Below are 21372 nucleotides of genomic sequence, written 5' to 3'. Positions count from 1 at the left end.
CGCGCGGCCGGTTTCGACGGCGCTCAGATCGCCGAACTGTGCTTTGCCTTGGCCGTATCGTAGCTGTCGAAGGCGCGCGCGACGAGGCGGGTCAGCGGGCGGGCGTCTTGGGGGATGAACAGCCCCTCGCCGCTCACCCTGAGCAGCCCGTCGAACGCGTCGTTCACCTTTGCATAGATTGCAGCAAGCGCTTCGTGCTCGGCGCCGTAAGAGCGCACCAGCTCGTCGTTGCGCGTATGGAAATCGCACATCAGCATCTCGATCATGCGGGCGCGCAGCCGGTCGTCGCCGCGAAAGGCATGGCCTCTGGCCGTGGCAAAACCACCGTCGCGCACTGCGCCCTGATAGGCCGAGGTCGACGAGACGTTCTGCGCATAGCCTTGCGGGAAGCGCGAAATCGAAGACGCCCCAAGCCCGATCAACACCTCGGAGGTATCATCCGTATAGCCTTGGAAATTGCGCCGCAGCTTGCCGGTCTTCTGCGCGATGGCCAGCCCGTCGTCGGGCGCGGCGAAATGGTCGATGCCGATTTCCGCATACCCATCCCAGGCGAACAGCCGGCGCGCGGTCTCGAACAGCGCAAGCCGGTCTTCCGGGCTGGGCAGCGCGTCAGACGGGATCATCTGCTGGCGCTTGGCCATCCACGGCACATGCGCATAGCCATATAGCGCCACCCGGTCTGGCGCGAAGCTCAGCAGCTTCTGCACGGTTTCGGTGATGCGCTCGCGGGTCTGATGCGGCAGGCCAAAGAGGATGTCGGCATTCAGGCTCGCCACGCCGCGCGCGCGGATCATCTCGACCGCGTTGCGGGTGATCTCGAAACTTTGCGGGCGGCCGATGGTCTCTTGGATCTGCGCGTTGAAATCCTGCACCCCGATCGAGGCCCGGTTCATCCCGCCCGCCGCCAGCACATCGAGCCGCTCGCCGTCGATCTCGTTGGGATCGATCTCGACCGAGAATTCGGCATTCTCGGCGAAATCCGCCACCTCCCGGACCTTGTCGAGCAGCGCGCGCATCATGTCCGGCGTCAGCAGCGTCGGCGTGCCGCCGCCCCAATGCAGACGCGACAACTTTACCCCGCGCGGCAGATGCGCCTTGAGCAGTTCCAGCTCGGCCATCAGCGTTTCGACATACCCCGCCACCGGCGACAGGGTCGTGGTGCCTTGGGTGCGGCAGGCGCAGAACCAGCAGAGCCTGCGACAGAACGGCACGTGCAGATACAGCGACACCGTACCGTTGGCCGGGATCGCCTCGATCCACGAGGTAAAATCCTGCGCTGACACCGAATCCGAGAAATGCGGCGCCGTCGGATAGCTGGTGTACCGGGGCACTTTCGCGTCGAAAAGCCCGAGGCGGGAGAGTTGTGTTCGCGTGATCATGCGCCTACACTTAAGATTGCGCGTAAGACGAGACTTTGACCCAGATCAAGAGCCCGTTCCGCAATGGGCTTGATCGACAACAGGACTGTGAGAACACCATGCTCAACGACCGCAGCCCTGCATTTTCTCAGGATTGTAACGAATGCCCCATCCGCCACAGGGCGGTCTGTGCCCGTTGCGAAACGGACGAGCTCGCGCGGCTTGACGAGATCAAGTATTACCGCAAATTCGAGGCAGGCCAGACGGTGATCTGGTCAGGCGATCGGATGGATTTCGTCGGCTCGGTGGTGTCGGGCATCGCCACGCTGACGCAGACCATGGAAGACGGTCGCACCCAGATGGTTGGCCTGTTGCTGCCGTCGGATTTCGTCGGGCGGCCGGGCCGCCACGCGGCGGCCTATGACGTGACCGCCACCACCGATCTGGTGATGTGCTGTTTCCGCAAGACGCCGTTCGAAGACCTGATGAACCGCACGCCCCACATCGCGCAGCGCCTGCTGGAAATGACGCTGGACGAGCTTGACGCGGCCCGCGAATGGATGCTGGTGCTGGGGCGCAAGACGGCGCGGGAAAAGATCGCCTCGTTGCTGTCGATCATCGCCCGCCGCGATGCGTCGATCAACCTGCGCACCGCCACCGGCGACATCGTGTTCGACCTGCCACTCACCCGCGAGGCGATGGCTGATTACCTTGGCCTGACGCTGGAAACCGTGTCGCGGCAGATCTCTGCGCTGCGAAAGGACGGGGTGATCGCGCTGGAAGGCAAGCGCCACGTCACCGTGCCCGACATGACGCGTCTGCTAGAAGAAGCGGGCGACGACGCCGATGGCGGTGTTTTCGCCTGATACCTTCGTGATTGAGCATATGTGTCGGTTGCATCCGGGTGTTTGCGCGGCGATGCTGCGTTGATATCAACGCAGGCGCAACATGGACCCCGACCTCCCCCTGACCACAACTCTTGAAGTGCGCGAACGCTGCCTGTGCCTGTCGGCGCAGCGTGCCGCGCGGGTGCTGGCGCGGCGCTTTGATGCGGCGCTCAAACCATTCGGGCTGACCAATGGCCAGTTTTCGATCCTGATGGCGCTGAACCGGCCAGAGCCGCCGCGGATCTCGGACCTGTCGCCATTCCTTGCGATGGATCGCACCACGCTGACCGCTGCACTCAAGGTGCTGGAACGGCGCAGGCTGGTGGCCAGCGCCCCCGACCCGGCGGACCGGCGCAACCGCCAGCTGACCTTGGCCACCGAGGGGCGCGAGCTGCTCAAGTCTGCGCTACCGGCATGGCGCGCCGAACATGATGCGCTGGACGGCGATCTTGGCGCGGATCCTGCGACGCTGAAGGCGCTGCTGGACACGGTCCGATAAATAAGGGCGGCGCCCGAAGGCACCGCCCTGCACTGATCCGCTCTCCTTCGGGTCAGTGTGCCAGGAACACCGGCACTTGGGCCTGTTCCAGCATGTTCCGGGTCGCCCCGCCAAGGATCGCCTCGCGGAAGCGCGAGTGCCCATAGGCCCCCATCACCACCATATCGGCGTTCACGTCCTGCACGTGGCGGGTCAGCAAATCCGACACCCGTGGCATGGTCTTTGACAGCACGTCGATCTCGGCTTTCACGCCGTGCCGGGCAAGGAACTGCGACAGCGCGCCGCCCGGATCGGACCGGTTCGGCCCATGCTGCGGCGGGTCGATGACCAACACATGCACCTTCTCTGCCGAGCCGAGCATTGGCAGCGCCGCGCGGACAGAGCGCAATGCCTCGCTGCTTTCGTTCCAGCCGATCACCACGCATTTTGGCGTCGCGGTCGGGGCCGTGCCTTCGGGCACGATCAACACCGGGGTCTGGCCTTCGAACAGTGCGCCCTCGGTGACCGGCTCCAGCTCGACGCCATGATCCTTGCCATAGGGCTTGGGCAGCACCACGAGATCGGAAAACCGCGCCCGGCCTGCCACATGGCGACCGATGTCGGCCAGCTGCGCAACGCTTTCTTCGACGGCCCAGCGGCAATCGTACCCGGTAAGGATCTTCCGGCAACTTGCCGCCAGCGCCTCGGCGTCGGCGGTGGCACGGCTGATGCTCTCTTGCAGGATCATCGCGTTGGCACCGGCATAGTAATACCCGGTCTGCGTCCGATCGACGCCAAAGCACAGGACGTCCAGATGCGCATCGCAATCCTTGGCGATGGCGGCGGCGTGTTCAATGGTCGACTGGGCAAGTGCCTCGTCCGTGACGACCGTCAGGATTGTTTTGTAGCCCATGCCATGCTCTCCTCGGCATATGTCTGTCAGCGGATGCTACGTCCGAAAAATGGGACGCACTTTGACCATGCGCAATGCTTGGGCAGAAAAGCCTTGATACAGATCAAGGATAGGTGACGGAGGAATGCCCATTAAGCGGTAAGCCTAAAACCGCTCGCGCGGCGCCGAATCGTGCGAGAGAGACGAAGGGACGAAAAATGATCAATTACTTCAAGCTGATCGTGCTGGGGATGATCGCGATTTTCGCGCTGATCGCCTCCAATTACGCACGCGATCTGGCTTACCAGGTTCACGCCATCCTGATTTTTCTGGTGGCGGCAGGGATGTTCCTGTGGACCCTGCGCAGCACCGACGAACCGGTGCCAGCCGCGGTGCTGCAGACCTCTTACATGGATGACGTGATCCGCGCCGGTGTGATCGCCACCGCCTTCTGGGGCGTTGTCGGCTTTCTTGCCGGGACGTTCATCGCCAGCCAGCTTGCCTTTCCGGCGCTGAATTTCGACTGGGCCAACGGCTACCTGAACTTTGGGCGGCTGCGCCCGCTGCACACCTCGGCGGTGATCTTCGCCTTTGGGGGCAACGCGCTGATCTGTACGTCCTTCTACGTTGTCCAGCGCACCAGCGCCGCGCGGCTCTGGGGCGGTAATCTCGCGTGGTTCGTGTTTTGGGGCTACAACCTGTTCATCGTACTGGCGGCCACCGGCTATATCCTTGGCGGCACCCAGTCCAAGGAATACGCCGAGCCGGAATGGTACATCGATCTGTGGCTGACCGTGGTCTGGCTATGCTACCTTGCGGTCTTTGTCGGCACCATCGTCAAGCGCCGCGAGCCGCATATCTACGTGGCCAACTGGTTCTACCTGTCCTTCATCATCACCGTCGCCATGCTGCACGTGTTCAACAACCTGTCGATCCCGGTGTCGATCTGGGGCAGCAAATCGGTGCAGGTGTTCAGCGGCGTGCAGGATGCCATGACGCAATGGTGGTACGGCCACAACGCCGTGGGCTTCTTCCTGACCGCCGGGTTCCTTGGCATGATGTATTACTTCGTGCCCAAGCAGGCCGAGCGCCCGGTGTTCAGCTACAAGCTGTCGATCGTGCACTTCTGGGCGCTGATCTTCATCTACATCTGGGCCGGTCCGCACCATTTGCATTACACCGCCCTGCCCGACTGGGCCTCGACCCTTGGCATGGTGTTCTCGATCGTGCTGTGGATGCCGTCCTGGGGCGGGATGATCAACGGTTTGATGACGCTGAGCGGCGCATGGGACAAGCTGCGCACCGATCCGATCATGCGGATGCTGGTGATCTCGATCGGCTTTTACGGCATGTCGACCTTCGAGGGCCCGATGATGTCGATCCGCGCCGTCAACTCGCTGAGCCATTACACCGACTGGACCATCGGCCACGTGCATTCTGGCGCGCTTGGCTGGAACGGCATGATCACCTTTGGCGCGCTGTATTTCCTGACGCCGCGCCTGTGGAACCGCGAGCGGCTCTATAGCCTCAGCCTCGTCAGCTGGCACTTCTGGCTCGCCACCATCGGCATCGTTCTGTACGCCGCCTCGATGTGGGTGACCGGCATCATGGAAGGCCTGATGTGGCGCGAAGTCGACGCCAACGGCTTCCTCGTCAACAGCTTTGCCGACACCGTGTCCGCCAAGTTCCCGATGTATGTCGTACGTGCCATTGGCGGCCTGCTCTACGTCGCGGGTGGGTTGATCATGTGCTACAACCTCTGGATGACCGTGAAAAAGGCACCGGCTGTCGAAGCCACCGCCGCCGCGGCTCATGCGAACCCGGCCGAATAAGGAGAGCCAGGATCATGGGAATTCTCGAAAAACACGGCGTGCTTGAAAAGAACGTCACGCTGCTGGCGATCTTTGCCTTCCTCGTGGTGACCATTGGCGGGCTGGTGCAGATCGTGCCGCTGTTCTACCTCGAAAACACCATCGAGGATGTCGAAGGCATGCGCCCCTACACGCCGCTGGAACTGGCTGGGCGCGACATCTACATCCGCGAGGGCTGCTACGTCTGCCACAGCCAGATGATCCGCCCGATGCGCGACGAGGTCGAACGCTACGGCCATTACAGCCTCGCGGCGGAATCGCAGTATGACCATCCGTTCCAATGGGGGTCCAAGCGCACCGGGCCGGATCTGGCCCGCGTCGGGGGGCGCTATTCCGACAACTGGCATGTCGATCACCTGCGTGACCCGCAATCGGTGGTGCCGGAATCGGTGATGCCGAAATACGGTTTCCTCGAGGCGACGCTGATCGACGGCGAGCACATTCAGGATCTGATGAGCACCCATCGCTTTGTCGGCGTGCCCTACACCGACGAGATGATCGAGGCCGGGTATCAGGATTTCCTTGCCCAATCCAACCCCGACCGTGACTACGACGGCCTGCTCGAGCGCTACGGCGAGGCAACCAACGTGCGCAACTTCGACAGCCAGCCGGGGATCTCGGAACTCGACGCGCTGATCGCCTATCTTCAGATGCTCGGCACGCTGGTCGATTTCTCGACCTTCGAGCCGGACGCAAGCCGCTAGGGGGCAATATGGGACACGAAACCTATAACGCCCTGCGCCATTTTGCGGACAGCTGGGGCCTGCTGGCGATGTTCGTCTTTTTTGTCGGCGTGATCGTCTGGGCCCTGCGCCCCGGCAGCCGCAAGGCGCATCAGGACGCGGCCACGGTGGTGTTCCGCAACGAGGACAAACCGGCGCCGCCGGCGGACGAGACCGAGGGACACGACAAATGAGTGACCACAAGAAAAACGACCAGGACCACGACTACGAAACCACCGGCCACTCGTGGGACGGCATCGAGGAGTACAACAAGCCGCTTCCCAGATGGTGGCTGATGATCTTCTACGCCTGCATCGTCTGGGGCATCGGGTACAGCATCATGTACCCGGCATGGCCCGGCGTGAAATCGGCCACCGCGGGCATCCTCGGCTGGTCGACGCGCGGCGACGTGGAGCAGGCCATCGTCGATCACGCCAACGAACTGGCACCGATCAACGCCCAGCTGGCCTCTGTCGATCTCGAGGATATCGCGGCAAACCCCGAGCTGAACACCTATGCCCAGAACGCCGGCGCGGCGGTGTTCCGCACATGGTGCGCGCAGTGCCATGGCTCGGGCGCGGCGGGCAACGTCGGCTATCCCAACCTGCTCGATGATGACTGGCTCTGGGGCGGCACGATGGAAGACATCCACTACACCGTCACGCACGGCATCCGCAACGAACAGGACCTCGATGCGCGCTATTCCGAGATGCCCGCCTTTGGCCGCGACGATCTGCTGCCGAAAGAGGAAATCGCGCAGGTGGCAAATTTCGTCATGACGCTGTCAGGCGAAACCCCGCCCGCGCCCGATCTGGTGGCCGCTGGCGCCGAGGTGTTCGACATCAACTGCGCGTCCTGCCACGGCGAAGACGGCGCGGGCGACCGCTTTCAGGGCGCGCCCAACCTGACCGATGCGATCTGGCTGTACGGCGGCGACTACGCCAGCATCCACGAGACCGTGGTGAACGCCCGCTTCGGCGTCATGCCCCCGATGGGCGGCGCCCAGTTGTCCGACGCCGAAATCCGCGCCGTGACAACCTATGTCCACGGTCTGGGGGGCGGCGAAGCGGCCGAGTAACCCCCAAAAAAGACACCTTCAGGCCTTCGGGTCTGAAGGCAAACGCCGGCGCCCCCTCCTGTTCGCGCGTTTTCAGGGGCACCGGCGTTTTTCGTGCCCGGCTCGCACACCGGTCACATGAGGTGTTTTCTGAGTATGGCGGTGGTCGCGCATCAATCAAGGCAGATTGCGCAAAACTCTGGCCCTTGGCACATCTTTTTGCACAAATCGGCCCGGACCACGGGAGGTTACCGCAGCCTCTCGTCCTTGCGAAAACGCTCCAGCCGGGCTTCGGCCTCGGCCCGCAGCACCGGGCGCCAACGATCTGCCTGCTGCTCGGTGCGGCTGGCGGTCATGAAAGTTCTGGCGAAAATTCCAAGCATCGTCTTTTCTCCTGTCTGGCACATCCATGCCATTCATATTGACTGATCCGCCGATTCAGGCCAGTCAGGAAGCCTGACATGATGTAAGCTGAGCTGACATGGACTGGACCGCGATCCCACCGCTTTCCGCGCTGCGTGCCTTTGCCGCCTATGCTGAGCACCGCTCGGTCGAACAGGCCGGCAATGCGCTCAATGTCAGCCACGCCGCGATCAGCCAGCAGATCCGCAATCTTGAAACCCATCTTGGCCTTGCGCTGCTCGACCGGCATGGCCGCCGCATGACGCTGACACCTGACGGAGAGCGCCTTGCCGAAGCACTGCTCGACGGGTTTGGCGGCATCGCTCGCACGCTGGCCGAGATGACCGGGCGCGATGCCGGGCGGGCGCTGGAAATCTCGGCCACGCCGGGGTTTGCCGCAACATGGCTGATGCCGCGCCTGCCCGGATTTCGGGAACGGCATCCCTCGCTCAGCCTTGCCATCGACCCCTCGTCGCAGCTGCGCAGCCTCCAGCCCGGCGGGCTGGACGTGGCGATCCGCTATGGTAATGGCAACTGGCCGGGGCTGGAGGCCGAACGCCTGTTCCTGTCGCCCATCGTGGTGGTGGCCGCCCCGGCGCTGGTGCCACGCCCGATCACCGATCCGGCCGAGCTGCGCGCCTATCCATGGCTTCAGGAACTGGGCACCTCCGAGGCGACCGACTGGCTAGCAGAATACGGCGTGACCCCGGACACCGCCCATGGCATGACCGGCCTGCCGGGCAACCTGATGATCGAGGCCGCCCGTCAAGGTCAGGGCATCGCCATCACCGCACGGCTGTTCGTTGAACAGGATCTTGTGGCCGGGCGTCTGCGCCTGCTGTTTCAGGACGCGCGGCAAAAGGGCTATTGGATGGTCACCCGCCCCGGCATCCTGCGCGCGCCCCTGCGACACTTCGTATCGTGGCTGCGCCGGGAGGCGGCAAAAGCTTCATCGCCGATATAGTAATTGATGCATGTCAAAGCCTGCCGCGCGCGTCCGGTCCAGAACCGCCCGCAAACAGGCAACCGACGCGAAGGCGAATCCCCGTGGCCGATACCCCTCCTTCTGCCCCCTCCCTTTATGAATCGCGCGAGCCAATCTTTCCGCGCCGGGTCAGCGGCCCGTTCCGCAACCTGAAATGGGCGCTGCTGGCGGTGATGCTGGGGATTTATTACATCACCCCATGGATCCGCTGGGACCGTGGCCCGGCGCTGCCCGATCAAGCGGTGCTGCTAGACATGGCGAACCGGCGCTTTTTCTTCTTCTGGATCGAAATCTGGCCGCATGAATTCTATTTCGTCGCCGGGCTGCTGGTGATGGCCGGGCTGGGGCTGTTCCTGTTCACCTCGGCGCTCGGGCGGGTGTGGTGCGGCTATGCCTGCCCGCAGACGGTCTGGACCGACCTGTTCATCCTCGTGGAACGCTGGATCGAGGGCGACCGCAACGCCCGCCTGCGCCTGCACCGGCAAAAGCAATGGGATCTGCGCAAGGCCCGGCTGCGGGTGACCAAATGGGTGGCGTGGTTTCTGATCGCCATGGCGACGGGCGGGGCCTGGGTGTTCTATTTCACCGATGCGCCGACGCTGCTGCGGGATCTGCTGACGCTGCAGGCCCATCCTGTTGCGTGGACCACCATCTTCGTGCTGACCGCCACCACCTTTGCCTTTGGCGGCTTTGCCCGCGAACAGATCTGCATCTACGCCTGCCCGTGGCCGCGCATTCAGGCCGCGATGATGGACGAAGACACCCTGACCGTCGGCTACCGTGACTGGCGCGGCGAGCCGCGCGGCAAGCACCGCAAGGCGGAGGGCGCCGAGACCCTTGGCGATTGCATCGACTGCCGCGCCTGCGTCAACGTTTGCCCGACGGGGATCGACATTCGCGACGGGCAGCAGATGGCCTGCATCACCTGCGCGCTGTGCATCGATGCCTGCGACGACGTGATGGCAAAGATCGGCAAGCCGCGCGGGCTGATCGATTATCTCGCGCTGTCGGATGAAACCCGCGAGCGCGCCGGCAACGCGCCGCGCCCGGTATGGACCCATGTGTTTCGCCCGCGCGTCCTTTTGTACACTGCGCTCTGGACGCTGGTGGGCGTCGGACTTGTCGTCGCGCTTGTGCTGCGCCCGCCGGTCGAGATGACCGTGGCCCCGGTGCGCAACCCGACCTTCGTGATGCTGTCCGACGGATCGATCCGCAACACCTACGATGTGCGCCTGCGCAACAAGCACGGCGAGGATCGCCTGTTTGCGCTGTCGATCGATGATGCTCCGGCGCTGACAATCACGCTTGAGGGCGAGGATGACACCACCGTGGACGTGCGCGCCAACGAGACGTATCTTCAACGCGTCTATGTGACCGCCGCCCGCGGCACGCCCGAGGCGCAGAACGAGCGTACAGAATTCGTGTTGCGGCTCGAAGACACCACCACAGGCGACATGGCGACCAAGGAAACGGTCTTCAACGGACGGGACAATTGATGGCACGCGACTTCAGACTGAACGGCTGGCATGTTCTGGCGATCTTCGTCGGGGCCTTTGGCGTGATCATCGGGGTGAACCTTGCGCTGGCGTGGAACGCCGTCGCCACCTTCCCCGGCCTCGAGGTCGCCAACTCCTACGTTGCCAGCCAGACCTTCGACGCCCGCCGCTCCGCACAAGAGGCGCTTGGCTGGACGGTCGAGGCAACTGCGGCAGACGGGCAGATCGTGCTCGCCATCACCGATGCCAAGGGCTACCCCGTGCAGCCAAAAACGCTGAGCGCCAAGGTCGGGCGCACCACCAGCGCCAAGGATGACCGCACGCCCGAGTTCACCTTTGACGGGCGCGCCTATAGCGCCAGCGACCCGCTGGCCCCCGGTTACTGGAACGTCTGGCTGAGCGCCGAGGCCTTTGACGGCACCCAGTTCCAGCAACGCCTGTCGCTGCGCGTCCGGTAAGCCGCCATGACCACCGCCATGCGCCCGCCGGTCTCGGCCTGCCCTGCCTGCTCTGCCGCCCCTACCGCCGCCGCGCTGGCCGAGGTTGCGACAAAGGCCAGCGTGGTGCTGTCACTGCCCACCATCCATTGCGCCAACTGCATGCGCGGCGTCGAAGAGGCGCTGACAGCGCATCCCGGTGTGCGCTCTGCCCGCGTCAACCTGACCCTGAAACGCGTTGCCATCGACGCCGACGCCGGGCTGAGCGCCGAAGAGCTGATCCCGGTGGTCACCGCCGCAGGCTATGAGGCGCATGAGCTGGATGCCAGTGCCCTGTCCGCCACGCAGACCGACAAGGCCGGGCGCGATTTGCTGATGCGGCTGGCGGTGGCGGGCTTTGCCATGATGAATGTCATGCTGCTGTCGGTCTCGGTCTGGTCCGGTGCGGACGGGCCGACGCGCGACATGTTCCACTGGATTTCGGCGGCGATCACCCTTCCGACCATCGCCTTTTCCGGGCAGGTGTTCTTTCGCAGCGCCTGGGGCGCGCTAAAGGCCGGGCGGCTGAACATGGATGTGCCGATCTCGCTGGCGATCCTGCTGGCGGTGGTGACCTCGCTCTGGGAAACCTCGCTGTCGGGCGAGCACGCCTATTTCGACGCGGCGATCGCGCTGACCTTCTTTCTGCTGACCGGGCGTTATCTTGACCATCGCACCCGCTCGATCGCCCGCTCTGCCGCCGAAGAGCTGGCCGCGCTCGAGGTGCCGCGCGCGTGGCGGCTGACGGCGGATGGCGAAGAACAGGTTTCCGTCGCCGATCTGGCGGTGGGCGATCTGCTGCGGGTACGCCCCGGCGGACGGATGCCGGTGGACGGAGAGATCACTGAAGGCCAGTCCGAACTGGACCGATCCCTGCTGACCGGCGAGACGCTGCCGGTGTTTGCCGCGCCGGGCACGCAGGTCAGCGCCGGCGAGGTCAATCTGACCGGGCCGCTGGTGGTGCGTGCCACGGCGGTCGGGCGGGAAACCTCGCTGCACCGCATGGCGGATCTGGTCGCGGTGGCGGAATCGGGGCGGGCCAATTACACGCCGCTCGCCGACAAGGCGGCGAAGCTCTATGCGCCGGGGGTGCATATCCTGTCCGCGCTGGCCTTTGTCGGCTGGTTGCTCTGGGCGCAGGATTTCCGCGTGGCGCTGAACATCGCGGCGGCGGTTCTCATCATTACCTGCCCCTGCGCGCTGGGTCTTGCGGTGCCTGCGGTGACCACGGCCGCGTCGGGACGGTTGTTCAGGCAGGGCCTGCTGATCAAGGACGGCACCGCGCTGGAACGGCTGGCCGAGGTCGATACGGTGATCTTTGACAAGACCGGCACGCTGACTACGGGAACACCCGAGGCGACCAACCTGAGCGATTTCTCTGCGCGCGATCTGCAGATCGCGCTGGCGCTGGCCGAGGGATCCTCGCACCCCTTGTCGCTGTCGTTGAGTGCCGCGCTGCGAGCGCAGGGCGTCACGCCCGCGGCGCTGAGCGATCTGTGCGAAGTGCCGGGGCATGGCACGCAAGGGATGTGGCAGGGGCAGAGGGTACGGCTGGGCCGCTCGGCCTGGGTTGGTGGGGGGCAATCTGCGCTGACTTCGGCATGGTTGCGGGTTGGCGACGGGCCAGCGCAGATGTTCACCTTTGCCGACACCCTGCGCGACGGGGCCGAAACGGCAATCCGCGAGCTGATCGCCAGCGGCAAGCAGGTGATCCTGTTGTCGGGCGACACGGCAGCGGCGGTCGAAGCGATGGCCCTGCGCCTTGCCATCCCGCAGTGGAGCGGCGAGGCCCTGCCGCAGGACAAGGCCGCACGGGTCAAGGCCCTGTCGGACGCAGGCGCGAAGGTGCTGATGGTCGGGGATGGGCTGAACGATACGGCGGCGCTGGCCTCGGCGCATGTGTCGATCTCGCCCGCCTCGGCGCTGGATGCGGCGCGGGTCGCATCGGACATCGTGCTGCTTGGCACCACGCTGGCCCCGATCCCGGAGGCGCTGGCCACCGCAACCCGCGCCACCCGGCGCATCCGGCAGAATTTCGCTATCGCCACATGGTACAATGTCATCGCCGTGCCCTTGGCGATCGCGGGATTGTGCTCGCCCCTGATCGCGGCCTTGGCGATGTCGGCCTCGTCGATTACCGTGTCGCTGAACGCGCTGAGACTGAAGTAACCCCGGAAGGACCGGTCATGACCATCCTGCTGTATCTCATCCCGATTTCGCTGTTTCTGGGCGGCGCAGGGCTCGTGTTCTTTGTCATCACCGTACGCACCCGGCAATATGACGACCCCGAGGGCAACGCCGCGCGTATCCTGTCGGGCCAGTATGATGACGCGCCCAAGCAGGACTGATCCCGGCGCGCTGCGGTCTGACTGAGGAACTGGCGGTTCGCGCGGCGGATGGCCCGGAGGGGGCGCTGCCCCCGCCCTTCGGGCCCCCCGGAGTTTATTTGGCAAGATGAAGACGCGGCGCGGCGCCCGGCTTTTCTTGGTCCGGAGACGTCTGGCATCGCAGCCTTGTTCCTGCTTGTCAGGCGCGCAGGATCATGTCGGCGGCCTTTTCGGCAATCATGATCGTCGGGGAATTGGTGTTGCCGCTGACGATGCGCGGCATGATCGACGCATCGACAACCCGCAGCCCTGCGATGCCGTTGACGCGGCATTCCGCGTCCAGCGGGGCGGCGGTGTCGCTCCCCATGCGCACCGTGCCGACGGGGTGGAAGATGGTGGTGCCAATATCTGCGGCGGCGCGGGCGAGGTCTTTGTCGCTCTGGTAGGCCGGGCCCGGCTTGATCTCTTCGGGGGTGTATTTCGACATCGCGCCTTGCGCCATGACGCGGCGCGAGAGCTTGATGCTGTCGATGGCGGTGCGGCGGTCGGCATCTGTCGAGAGGTAATTGGGTGCGATCACCGGGGCCGCACGGGGATCGCTGGAGGCGATGCGGATGCTGCCGCGGCTTTCAGGGCGCAGGTTGCAGACGCTGGCGGTGATGGCCGGGTAGCTGTGCAGCGGCGAGCCAAAGGCGTCGAGCGACAACGGCTGCACGTGGAATTCGACATCGGCGGTGGCGAGCCCTTCGCGGGATTTTGCGAAGGCGCCGAGCTGCGAGGGCGCCATCGACATCGGGCCGGAGCGCCGCGCCACGTATTCCAGCCCGATTGCCAGTTTGCCCATCAAAGAATTGGCCAGCTGGTTGAGCGTTCTCGCGCCGCTCAGCCGCCATGCGCAGCGCAGTTGCAGGTGGTCCTGCAGGTTCTCGCCAACGCCGGGGGCGTCGTGCATGACCTCGATGCCGTGCTCGCGCAGCAACGCGCCGGGACCGATGCCCGACAATTGCAGGATCTGCGGCGAGTTCACCGCGCCCGCCGACAGGATCACGTCGTTGCCGCAGCGAGCCTCATGCGTGGTGCCGCCCTGCTCGTAGCGCACGCCCACGACCTTGCGGCCCTCGAAGATCAGGCCCAGCACATGGGCGCCGGTTTCGACATGCAGGGTGTCGGCCTTGCTGGTGCGCAGAAACGCCTTGGCGGTGTTCATCCGCCAACCGCCGCGCTGGTTGACGCGGAAATAGCTGACGCCTTCGTTGTCGCCAGTGTTGAAGTCGGCGACCTTGGGGATACCGGCCTGCGCGGCGGCCTCCATCCAATCGTCGAGCACCGGCCAGTGCAGGCGCTGGTTTTCCACCCGCCATTCGCCGCCCGCGCCGTGAAATTCGCTTTGCCCTTCGACGAAATCCTCGGATTTGCGGAAATACGGCAGCACGTCGTCCCAACCCCAGCCTGTCAGTCCCATCTGCCGCCAGCCGTCGTAATCCGCCGCCTGCCCCCGCACATAGAGCATGCCGTTGATCGAGCTGCTCCCTCCCAGCACCTTGCCGCGCGGATAGATCAGCGCCCGCCCGTTCAGCCCCGGATCGGGCGCGGTGCGGTAGCACCAGTCGGTGCGCGGATTGTCGATGCAGTAAAGATACCCCATCGGGATGTGGATCCAGTGATAGCTGTCGCGCCCGCCCGCCTCGAGCAGCAGCACCCGGCGGCCCGCCTCGGACAGCCGCTTGGCCAGAACGCAACCCGCACTGCCCGCGCCGATGATGACGTGGTCCCAAGACATTGGCGCCCCTCCCCCTCAAATGTCGGACAATTCTTAGGTCAGGCAATCAAGGGACGCAACCTTGGCGCGCTCAGACCGGCAGCGCAGTGGTCTTGAACACGGTCTTGAGCGCAAAGCTCGATTGCATCTGTGCCACCCCCGGCAGGCGCGTCAGGTGCTGGCGGTGGATGCGGGCGAAATCCTCGGTATCCTCGGCGACGACCTTGAGAATGTAATCCGCCGACCCCGCCATCAGGTGACATTCCAGCACATCGGGAATGCGCGCCACCGCCTTTTCGAAGGCGTCGAGCACCTCGTCCGCCTGCGCGCTGAGGGTGATTTCCACGAACACCGTGGTCGGCACGTTCATCTTGCGCGCGTTCAGCAGGGCGACATAATCGCGGATGAAGCCATCGCTTTCCAGCCGCTGCACGCGGCGGTGGCAGGCCGAGGCCGACAGGTTGACCTGCTCGGACAGATCGGCGTTCGAGATCCGCCCCTGTTTTTGCAGCACCCGCAGGATGCGGCGGTCGATGTCATCAAGCTCCATGGCGGATTCTTTCGTCGGATGCGAATTTTTTCGAAGGCCCTGCGAAGAACCTGTTGCGCTACGCATCAAATCTGCGCGGAAATTGCAAGCCAAGGCGCGCAAGATGACGGGGGAAGAGGAGGATTTATCATGAAGATCGGATGTCCGAAGGAAATCAAGCCGCAGGAATACCGGGTCGGGCTGACGCCATATGCGGTGCGCGACGCGGTGACGGCGGGCCATGAGGTGCTGATCGAGGCCAGCGCGGGCGATGGCGCGGGCTTTGCCGATGCCGATTACACCGCACAAGGCGCGCAGATCGTCGACACCGCGGCAGAGCTGTTCGCCGACGCCGAGTTGATCGTCAAGGTCAAGGAGCCGCAAGCTGGCGAGCGCGCCATGCTGCGCGAGGGCCAGCTGCTGTTCACCTATCTGCATCTTGCGCCCGATCCGGCGCAGACCGACGATCTGCTGGCCTCGGGCGCGACCTGCATCGCCTACGAGACGGTTACTGCGCCAGGCGGCGGGCTACCGCTGCTGGCGCCGATGTCCGAGGTGGCGGGGCGTCTTGCGCCGCAGATGGGCGCATGGGCCTTGCAAAAGGCCAATGGCGGGCGCGGCGTGCTGATGGGCGGTGTTCCGGGCGTCGGCCCGGCCAAGGTGCTGGTGCTGGGCGGCGGCGTGGTTGGCACCCATGCGGCGCGGATCGCTGGCGGCATGGGGGCCGATGTCACGGTTCTGGACCGGTCCCTGCCCCGGCTGCGCTATCTCGATGACGTGTTCTCTGGCAGCTTCCGCAATCGCTATTCCACCGCCGGTGCGCTGGCCGAATTGCTGTGCGAGGCGGATATGGTGATCGGCGCGGTGCTGATCCCCGGGGCCGCCGCTCCCAAGCTGATCAGCCGCGCAATGCTGGCCGACATGAAGCCGGGGTCCGTACTGGTGGACGTGGCCATTGATCAGGGCGGCTGTTTCGAAACCTCGAAGGCGACCACCCATGACGATCCGGTCTACGAGGTGGACGGCATCCGGCATTACTGCGTTGCCAACATGCCCGGCGCGGTGCCGCGCACCTCGACGATTGCCTTGGGCAACGCGACGCTGCCCTTCGTGCTGGCGCTGGCGGGCAAGGGCTGGCGGCAAGCCTGCAAGGATGATCCGCATCTGGCCGAAGGTCTGAACGTGCACGCGGGCACGCTGACCAACCTTGCCGTGGGCGCGGCGCTGGGGCGCGATGCCGTGACGCCCGCCTCGGTTCTATGAGTTTGCAGCCATGAAAAAGGCCCCTCCCCGCAGCAGGGGAGGGGCCTTTTTCCTTGTGATCACAGATCAGGCCTGTTCGGGCACCAGAATTTCGCGCTTGCCGACGTGGTTGGCGGGCGAGACCACCTGTTCGTCTTCCATCTGCTCGACCAGACGCGCGGCCTTGTTATAGCCGATGCCCAGCTTGCGCTGGATGTAGGAGGTCGAGCACTTGCGGTCCTTGATGACGATCGCCACCGCCTGATCGTACAGCGCATCCTCGCCGCCGGTGTTGCCGCCGGTGTTCAGCCCCAGCACCGCGTCGATGTTGTCGGCCTTTTCGTCATCCGGGCCCTGCACCACGCCGCCGACATATTCCGGCGGACCGAAGGCCTTGAGATGGTTGACCACCTCTTCAACCTCTTCATCCGATACGAACGGGCCGTGGCAGCGGGTGATCTTGGCGCCGCCCGCCATGTACAGCATATCGCCCATGCCCAGCAGCTGCTCGGCGCCCATCTCGCCCAGAATGGTGCGGCTGTCGATCTTCGACGTGACCTGAAACGAGATCCGGGTCGGGAAGTTCGCCTTGATCGTGCCGGTGATGACATCGACCGAGGGGCGCTGCGTCGCCATGATCAGGTGAATGCCAGAGGCCCGCGCCATCTGCGCAAGGCGCTGGATGCAGGCTTCGATTTCCTTGCCCGCGACCATCATCAGGTCGGCCATCTCGTCGACGATGACGACGATATAGGGCATTTTCTTGGGCTCGATTTCCTCGGTCTCGAACACCGGCTCGCCGGTATCGTCGTCAAAGCCGGTCTGAACGGTGCGGCTGAACATCTCGCCCTTTTTCAGGGCTTCGGCGACGCGGCCATTGTACCCATCGATGTTGCGCACGCCCATCTTGGACATCTTGCGGTAGCGGTCTTCCATCTCGCCCACGACCCATTTCAGCGCAACGACCGCCTTTTTCGGGTCGGTCACAACCGGCGAGAGCAGGTGCGGAATGCCGTCATAGACCGACAGTTCCAGCATCTTGGGGTCGATCATCACAAGGCGCAGATCGTCCGGCGTCAGCTTGTAGAGCAGCGACAGGATCATGGTGTTGATCGCGACGGATTTACCCGAACCGGTGGTGCCCGCGATCAGCAGGTGGGGCATTTTCGCAAGGTTGGCGACCATGGCGTCGCCGCCAATATCCTTGCCCAGTGCCAGCGGCAGCTTCTGGTTGCCATCGCCGTAATCCCGGCTCGACAGGATCTCGCGGAAAGACACCATCTCGCGGTTTTCATTGGGCAGTTCGATGCCGATGACGCTGCGCCCCGGAACGGTCGACACGCGGGCCGACAGCGCCGACATGCTGCGCGCGATGTCATCGGACAGGCCGATCACCCGGCTGGCCTTGAGGCCCGGCGCCGGTTCGAGCTCATACATGGTGACCACCGGGCCGGGGCGGACCGAGACGATCTCGCCCTTGACGCCATAATCGTCGAGCACCGTTTCCAGCATCCGGGCGTTTTCTTCCAGCGCCTCGTCCGACAGGTGGTGACGCTCGATCGCATCGGGGCTGCCAAGCAGGCTGAGCGGCGGCAGCTCGTAGCCGCTGTCCTGATCCTGCGGGCCAAGCGCGGATTGCGATTCCGCCTGGGCGCGTCGGGACGGCTGGATCGGCTTGCGGATGTCGGGCTGCACGAGCTTTTTGGGTTCGGCAACCGGGGTCGTCATGCGCTCGGAGGGTTCCACGCCACCGCGCAGGATGGGCGGCGGGGCGTAATCCTCGGGGTTGAAGCTGGCGTCATCCTCGTCCGTGTCGTCCCATGCGCGCGGGGTGTCGTCGTCGTTCTCGCGGAAGATATTGACGCCGGACCCGTCTTCGCCGGTCTCTGCGTCATCCTCGCCGTAATCGTCGAAATCGCGCAGGTCGTCGTACTCATCCTGCGCCGCGCGCGCGGCGGTGTAGCGGGCGGGAACATGTTCGGTCGGGGTGAATTCATCATAACCCAGATCATCGGCAGGGCGCTGGCGGGCGCGCGGCCGGGCGACGGGCGCGGCGGGCGCGGCGGCAACCGGCGGCTCCTGGACCCACGGCTCGTCATAGACGTCGGCGAAATCATCCTCCGGCAGTTCGGTTTCCGGCAGGGGGCGGAAGGCTTCCGGCTCGGCGCGCGGTGCCGGCGGCACGGCGCGGGCGGCGGGAAGGTCCGGCGCCGGAGGGATCGCCGCCGGAGCGCGCGGCACGGCGGCCCGCACGGTGGCGGGCGCGGCCATCATCGCGGCGGACCGCTTGGGCGCTGTCACCGGCGGTTCGGGCGGTAGCGTCGGCGGGGTGTGGGCGGCGGTGATCGGCGGCTCGCGGCGCAGCTTCGGGCCGGTCTGGATGATCAGCGGCGCCGGGCGTACGCCGCGCCCCTTGGTCAGCGGCTTGCTGGGGTCGGCGACAAAGCTCGGCGCGGGGCGCGGGCCGTTGCGGCGGTTGCGGATCACATCGGCGATCTTGCTGCGGATGCGCTCGTCGCCCATGTCGAATTCTTCCTCGCCCCAGGCTTCGGTGTCGAAATCATCCTGAGGATCGGGTTCGGGGCTAGGTTCGATATGCTTGATGACGCGGGCCAGCAGGCCGGGCTTTTTCGGCTCGGGCAGATCCTGCCACGGGGCGGGATCCTGCGCGTCGATCACCGGCGGCTCGTCAAGCTCTGGCTGCGGCGCCGGGGCTGCACGGCGCGGCGCAACAAGCGTCGGCTGCGGCGCGGGCGCCTGTGCAGACATGGGCTGAGGCACAGGCTGGGGCGCAGCTTGTGGCACTGGGCGACGCGGAGCGGCTTCGGGATGGCCGACACCGACAGGCTCGGCAGCAACGCGGTGCACGCGGGTTTGCGCCGCTGCGGCAGCGGGCACAGCGCGCGGCGGCGCCGGGATGGCTTCCTGCGCGGCGGCCCATGCGGCAGCCTCGGCCTCTTCGGCGCGGCGGCGATCACGGCGATCGGCCTGCGCCGCCTGCAACTGGCGCGCGGCGGCGAGCGAGGCACCAGCCCCGCGGCCCAGCAGCTGCAGCACCGAGGCATAGGCCATGACCATGCCCAGCAAGAGAAAGCGCGCGATGGCTTTCAGCTCTTCGCGGGTGAAGCCAAGCACAAAGGCCCCCAGCGCCAGCAGCCCCACCGCCAGCACGATCATCACCAGCTTGAGACCCAGCCCTGCCCCGATCGGCAACACGCCCAGAATGGTGCCCATCATCATGTCGCCGAACAGCCCGCCAAGGCCAAAGCTGTGGGTCCATTCCGGCCCCACGGTCTGACCGGCGGCATAGACGGCGGACAGCGCGATCCAGATCGGTGCAAAGACGATGCGCGAAAAAGCGCGATCTTCACCAGCATGAAGGGCGAGGCGCACTCCCCAGACCAGCAGAACCAGCGCAAGCCCCCACGCGCCCTGCCCGACGATCATGAACAGCGGCGCCGCGATGGAGGCACCGATCCGGCCCATCCAGTTCTGCACCGGCGCATCGGTGGCCGACAGCCAGCTCGGGTCTTCGGGCGTGTAGCTGCCGATGGTCGCGGCGGCCATCAGCCCGAGGATCACCAGGCCAAGGCCCGCCAGTTCCTTGCCCCGCCGCTCGATCGCGGCCTGCATGTTCCTGTCGAAGAGGGGGTCCCTCCCCCGTGCCTGATATGCCATCGCTTGCCTCGTCGTTTTTTTCTTATGGGCCATAGAGACAGTCACGGATTGCCATGAGTCCCTTTTCGGTCTGTGCTTCGGGTGCCACGAGAGCCACCCTGATATATCCCTTCCCAGGGTTTCCTTGATCAGTATCACGTGACAGGTAGGCGCCGGGCAGAACCCGCACGCCAGTCTCTTGCCACAGTTTCAGCGTCGCCTGTTCGCCATCCTCCACCGGCAGCCACAAAAAGAACCCGGCCTGCGGCGGCGCGTATCCCGGCACATTGCCGAAGATGCGGTCGGCCATGTCGAACTTGCGCCGGTACAGCGCGCGGTTCTCGATGACGTGCTCTTCATCTGCCCAGACCTTTTCGCTGACCCGCTGGATCGGCAGCGGCAAAGGCGTGCCGGCATAGGCGCGCAGCAGACGGATGCGTTTCATGGTTTCCGGCCCGCCCGCGACAAAACCCGAGCGCAGCCCCGGCAGGTTCGAGCGCTTGCTGAGCGAGTGAAAGATCACCACCCGCTCGGGATCGGCGCCCATCGCCTGCGCCACCTGCAACGCGCCGGGGGGCGGGGTGTCGCGGTAAAGCTCGGAGTAGCATTCATCGGCGAGGATCTGGAAATCATGCCGTTCGGCCAGCGCGATCAGGCGCTTCCAATAGGCTTCGTCCGCCACCGCGCCCTGCGGATTGGCCGGCGAGCAGATGTAGCACAGCGCGGTGCGGTTCAGGATCTCGGTCGGCAGGCTTTCGTAATCCGGCAGATGGCCGGTTTCGCGGGTCGCGTTGACGAAGACCGGCTCCGCCGCCACCGACGCCGCCGAGATCGCGTAAACCTGATAGAACGGGTTGGGCATCAGCACGGCGGGGCGCTGGCCGCCCTTGGATTCCGGGCACAGCGCCATACCAGCGTTGTAGAGCCCCTCGCGGGTGCCGTTCAGCGGCATGACCTGCGCGGTGTCGAGCCGCACGCCATAGCGCCGGTCGATCCAGTCGGTGATCGCCGCCTGCAGTTCGGGCGTGCCGTCGTTGGGCGGATATTTCGCGAATTCAGCGACATGCGCGGCCAACACATCGCCCACCCATGCCGGGAAGGCATGTTTGGGTTCGCCGATTGACATATGCGTGACATCGCCGCCCGGCGCGTGTGCGTCGAGAAGCGCCCGCAGGCGCGGAAACGCATAGGGCGGCAGGTTCGAAAACCGCTCTGGAAACATTGGGCTCTGCCT

19 protein-coding genes are annotated in these 21372 nt (G+C 65.2%); 12 read left to right on the top strand and 7 right to left on the bottom strand.

Features of this window, described 5'->3' with window-relative positions:
• Positions 1 to 23: 23 nt before the first annotated feature.
• Entirely contained in the window at positions 24 to 1379 is a 1356-nt protein-coding gene (gene hemN / locus Q4543_RS07655; protein ID WP_303437230.1) for an oxygen-independent coproporphyrinogen III oxidase, read from the bottom strand.
• Between the two features lie 98 nt (positions 1380 to 1477).
• Here hemN and fnrL point away from each other — a divergent pair, with 98 nt between their 5' ends.
• On the top strand, positions 1478 to 2224 hold the full coding sequence (gene fnrL / locus Q4543_RS07650) for a transcriptional regulator FnrL (protein WP_303437284.1): 747 nt from the start codon (positions 1478 to 1480) through the stop codon (positions 2222 to 2224).
• A gap of 82 nt (positions 2225 to 2306) precedes the next feature.
• A complete protein-coding gene (locus Q4543_RS07645) occupies positions 2307 to 2744 on the top strand; it encodes a MarR family winged helix-turn-helix transcriptional regulator (protein ID WP_303437229.1) in 438 nt (145 codons plus the stop codon).
• Between the two features lie 52 nt (positions 2745 to 2796).
• Here Q4543_RS07645 and Q4543_RS07640 read toward each other — a convergent pair whose 3' ends face one another.
• Complete coding sequence (locus Q4543_RS07640; protein WP_303437228.1) at positions 2797 to 3636, bottom strand: universal stress protein; 840 nt, start codon at positions 3634 to 3636, stop codon at positions 2797 to 2799.
• Positions 3637 to 3833: 197 nt separating this feature from the next.
• Here Q4543_RS07640 and ccoN point away from each other — a divergent pair, with 197 nt between their 5' ends.
• From ccoN to ccoP, 4 genes are read left to right on the top strand one after another with little or no spacing between them, the layout of a single operon-like run.
• Positions 3834 to 5447, top strand: coding sequence for a cytochrome-c oxidase, cbb3-type subunit I (gene ccoN, locus Q4543_RS07635; RefSeq protein WP_303437227.1), 1614 nt, complete (start codon positions 3834 to 3836; stop codon positions 5445 to 5447).
• A gap of 14 nt (positions 5448 to 5461) precedes the next feature.
• Complete coding sequence (gene ccoO, locus Q4543_RS07630; RefSeq protein WP_216005054.1) at positions 5462 to 6190, top strand: cytochrome-c oxidase, cbb3-type subunit II; 729 nt, start codon at positions 5462 to 5464, stop codon at positions 6188 to 6190.
• A gap of 8 nt (positions 6191 to 6198) precedes the next feature.
• Entirely contained in the window at positions 6199 to 6402 is a 204-nt protein-coding gene (locus Q4543_RS07625) for a cbb3-type cytochrome c oxidase subunit 3 (protein ID WP_216005055.1), read from the top strand.
• Positions 6399 to 7286, top strand: coding sequence for a cytochrome-c oxidase, cbb3-type subunit III (gene ccoP / locus Q4543_RS07620; protein ID WP_303437225.1), 888 nt, complete (start codon positions 6399 to 6401; stop codon positions 7284 to 7286). Before Q4543_RS07625 ends, ccoP begins: the two co-directional genes overlap by 4 nt.
• 227 nt (positions 7287 to 7513) lie before the next feature.
• On the opposite strand, the gene Q4543_RS07615 is transcribed toward ccoP, so the two are convergent.
• Positions 7514 to 7648 carry a hypothetical protein gene (locus Q4543_RS07615; protein WP_303437224.1) on the bottom strand — a complete coding sequence of 45 codons (135 nt, stop codon included), beginning with the start codon at positions 7646 to 7648 and terminating at the stop codon, positions 7514 to 7516.
• A gap of 98 nt (positions 7649 to 7746) precedes the next feature.
• On the opposite strand from Q4543_RS07615, the gene Q4543_RS07610 reads away from it, so the two are divergent.
• From Q4543_RS07610 to ccoS, 5 genes are all read left to right on the top strand, one after another.
• A complete protein-coding gene (locus tag Q4543_RS07610; RefSeq protein ID WP_303437222.1) occupies positions 7747 to 8631 on the top strand; it encodes a LysR family transcriptional regulator in 885 nt (294 codons plus the stop codon).
• Positions 8632 to 8714: 83 nt separating this feature from the next.
• Positions 8715 to 10148 (top strand): cytochrome c oxidase accessory protein CcoG, encoded by a 1434-nt coding sequence (gene ccoG, locus Q4543_RS07605; RefSeq protein ID WP_303437221.1) that lies wholly within the window; start codon positions 8715 to 8717, stop codon positions 10146 to 10148.
• A complete protein-coding gene (locus Q4543_RS07600; protein ID WP_303437219.1) occupies positions 10148 to 10606 on the top strand; it encodes a FixH family protein in 459 nt (152 codons plus the stop codon). Before ccoG ends, Q4543_RS07600 begins: the two co-directional genes overlap by 1 nt.
• Before the next feature lie 6 nt (positions 10607 to 10612).
• A complete protein-coding gene (locus Q4543_RS07595) occupies positions 10613 to 12793 on the top strand; it encodes a heavy metal translocating P-type ATPase (protein WP_303437217.1) in 2181 nt (726 codons plus the stop codon).
• 17 nt (positions 12794 to 12810) lie between these two features.
• Positions 12811 to 12972, top strand: coding sequence for a cbb3-type cytochrome oxidase assembly protein CcoS (ccoS, locus tag Q4543_RS07590; RefSeq protein WP_216005061.1), 162 nt, complete (start codon positions 12811 to 12813; stop codon positions 12970 to 12972).
• Positions 12973 to 13150: 178 nt separating this feature from the next.
• Here the strand turns inward: ccoS and Q4543_RS07585 are convergent, their stop codons facing one another.
• Positions 13151 to 14731: a GMC family oxidoreductase gene (locus Q4543_RS07585; RefSeq protein WP_303437214.1), complete on the bottom strand. Its 1581-nt coding sequence runs from the start codon at positions 14729 to 14731 to the stop codon at positions 13151 to 13153.
• A 70-nt stretch (positions 14732 to 14801) separates the two neighbouring features.
• Positions 14802 to 15260: an Lrp/AsnC family transcriptional regulator gene (locus tag Q4543_RS07580; protein WP_216005063.1), complete on the bottom strand. Its 459-nt coding sequence runs from the start codon at positions 15258 to 15260 to the stop codon at positions 14802 to 14804.
• Positions 15261 to 15389: 129 nt separating this feature from the next.
• Between Q4543_RS07580 and ald the strand changes: the two genes are divergently transcribed.
• Complete coding sequence (gene ald / locus Q4543_RS07575; RefSeq protein ID WP_303437212.1) at positions 15390 to 16502, top strand: alanine dehydrogenase; 1113 nt, start codon at positions 15390 to 15392, stop codon at positions 16500 to 16502.
• 66 nt (positions 16503 to 16568) lie between these two features.
• On the opposite strand, the gene Q4543_RS07570 is transcribed toward ald, so the two are convergent.
• Entirely contained in the window at positions 16569 to 20114 is a 3546-nt protein-coding gene (locus Q4543_RS07570; RefSeq protein ID WP_303437210.1) for a DNA translocase FtsK, read from the bottom strand.
• Between the two features lie 67 nt (positions 20115 to 20181).
• The gene (locus Q4543_RS07565; protein ID WP_303437209.1) at positions 20182 to 21360 is read right to left on the bottom strand and encodes an aminotransferase class I/II-fold pyridoxal phosphate-dependent enzyme; all 1179 of its coding nucleotides are present in this window, start codon (positions 21358 to 21360) and stop codon (positions 20182 to 20184) included.
• Positions 21361 to 21372: the final 12 nt, after the last annotated feature.

Source organism: Salipiger sp. 1_MG-2023 (assembly GCF_030547555.1).
GTDB lineage: Bacteria > Pseudomonadota > Alphaproteobacteria > Rhodobacterales > Rhodobacteraceae > Salipiger.
The sequence above is the reverse complement of the archived record's forward strand: the minus strand, read 5'-3'. Positions and strand labels throughout refer to the sequence as shown.

Excerpts from the sequence above, each read along its gene's own strand:
- hemN (WP_303437230.1), bottom strand. The coding sequence starts at position 1,379 with ATGATCACGCGAACACAACTCTCCCGCCTCGGGCTTTTCGACGCGAAA.
- fnrL (WP_303437284.1), top strand. The coding sequence starts at position 1,478 with ATGCTCAACGACCGCAGCCCTGCATTTTCTCAGGATTGTAACGAATGC.
- Q4543_RS07645 (WP_303437229.1), top strand. The coding sequence starts at position 2,307 with ATGGACCCCGACCTCCCCCTGACCACAACTCTTGAAGTGCGCGAACGC.
- Q4543_RS07640 (WP_303437228.1), bottom strand. The coding sequence starts at position 3,636 with ATGGGCTACAAAACAATCCTGACGGTCGTCACGGACGAGGCACTTGCC.
- ccoN (WP_303437227.1), top strand. The coding sequence starts at position 3,834 with ATGATCAATTACTTCAAGCTGATCGTGCTGGGGATGATCGCGATTTTC.
- ccoO (WP_216005054.1), top strand. The coding sequence starts at position 5,462 with ATGGGAATTCTCGAAAAACACGGCGTGCTTGAAAAGAACGTCACGCTG.
- Q4543_RS07625 (WP_216005055.1), top strand. The coding sequence starts at position 6,199 with ATGGGACACGAAACCTATAACGCCCTGCGCCATTTTGCGGACAGCTGG.
- ccoP (WP_303437225.1), top strand. The coding sequence starts at position 6,399 with ATGAGTGACCACAAGAAAAACGACCAGGACCACGACTACGAAACCACC.
- Q4543_RS07615 (WP_303437224.1), bottom strand. The coding sequence starts at position 7,648 with ATGCTTGGAATTTTCGCCAGAACTTTCATGACCGCCAGCCGCACCGAG.
- Q4543_RS07610 (WP_303437222.1), top strand. The coding sequence starts at position 7,747 with ATGGACTGGACCGCGATCCCACCGCTTTCCGCGCTGCGTGCCTTTGCC.
- Q4543_RS07600 (WP_303437219.1), top strand. The coding sequence starts at position 10,148 with ATGGCACGCGACTTCAGACTGAACGGCTGGCATGTTCTGGCGATCTTC.
- Q4543_RS07595 (WP_303437217.1), top strand. The coding sequence starts at position 10,613 with ATGACCACCGCCATGCGCCCGCCGGTCTCGGCCTGCCCTGCCTGCTCT.
- ccoS (WP_216005061.1), top strand. The coding sequence starts at position 12,811 with ATGACCATCCTGCTGTATCTCATCCCGATTTCGCTGTTTCTGGGCGGC.
- Q4543_RS07585 (WP_303437214.1), bottom strand. The coding sequence starts at position 14,731 with ATGTCTTGGGACCACGTCATCATCGGCGCGGGCAGTGCGGGTTGCGTT.
- Q4543_RS07580 (WP_216005063.1), bottom strand. The coding sequence starts at position 15,260 with ATGGAGCTTGATGACATCGACCGCCGCATCCTGCGGGTGCTGCAAAAA.
- ald (WP_303437212.1), top strand. The coding sequence starts at position 15,390 with ATGAAGATCGGATGTCCGAAGGAAATCAAGCCGCAGGAATACCGGGTC.
- Q4543_RS07570 (WP_303437210.1), bottom strand. The coding sequence starts at position 20,114 with ATGCAGGCCGCGATCGAGCGGCGGGGCAAGGAACTGGCGGGCCTTGGC.
- Q4543_RS07565 (WP_303437209.1), bottom strand. The coding sequence starts at position 21,360 with ATGTTTCCAGAGCGGTTTTCGAACCTGCCGCCCTATGCGTTTCCGCGC.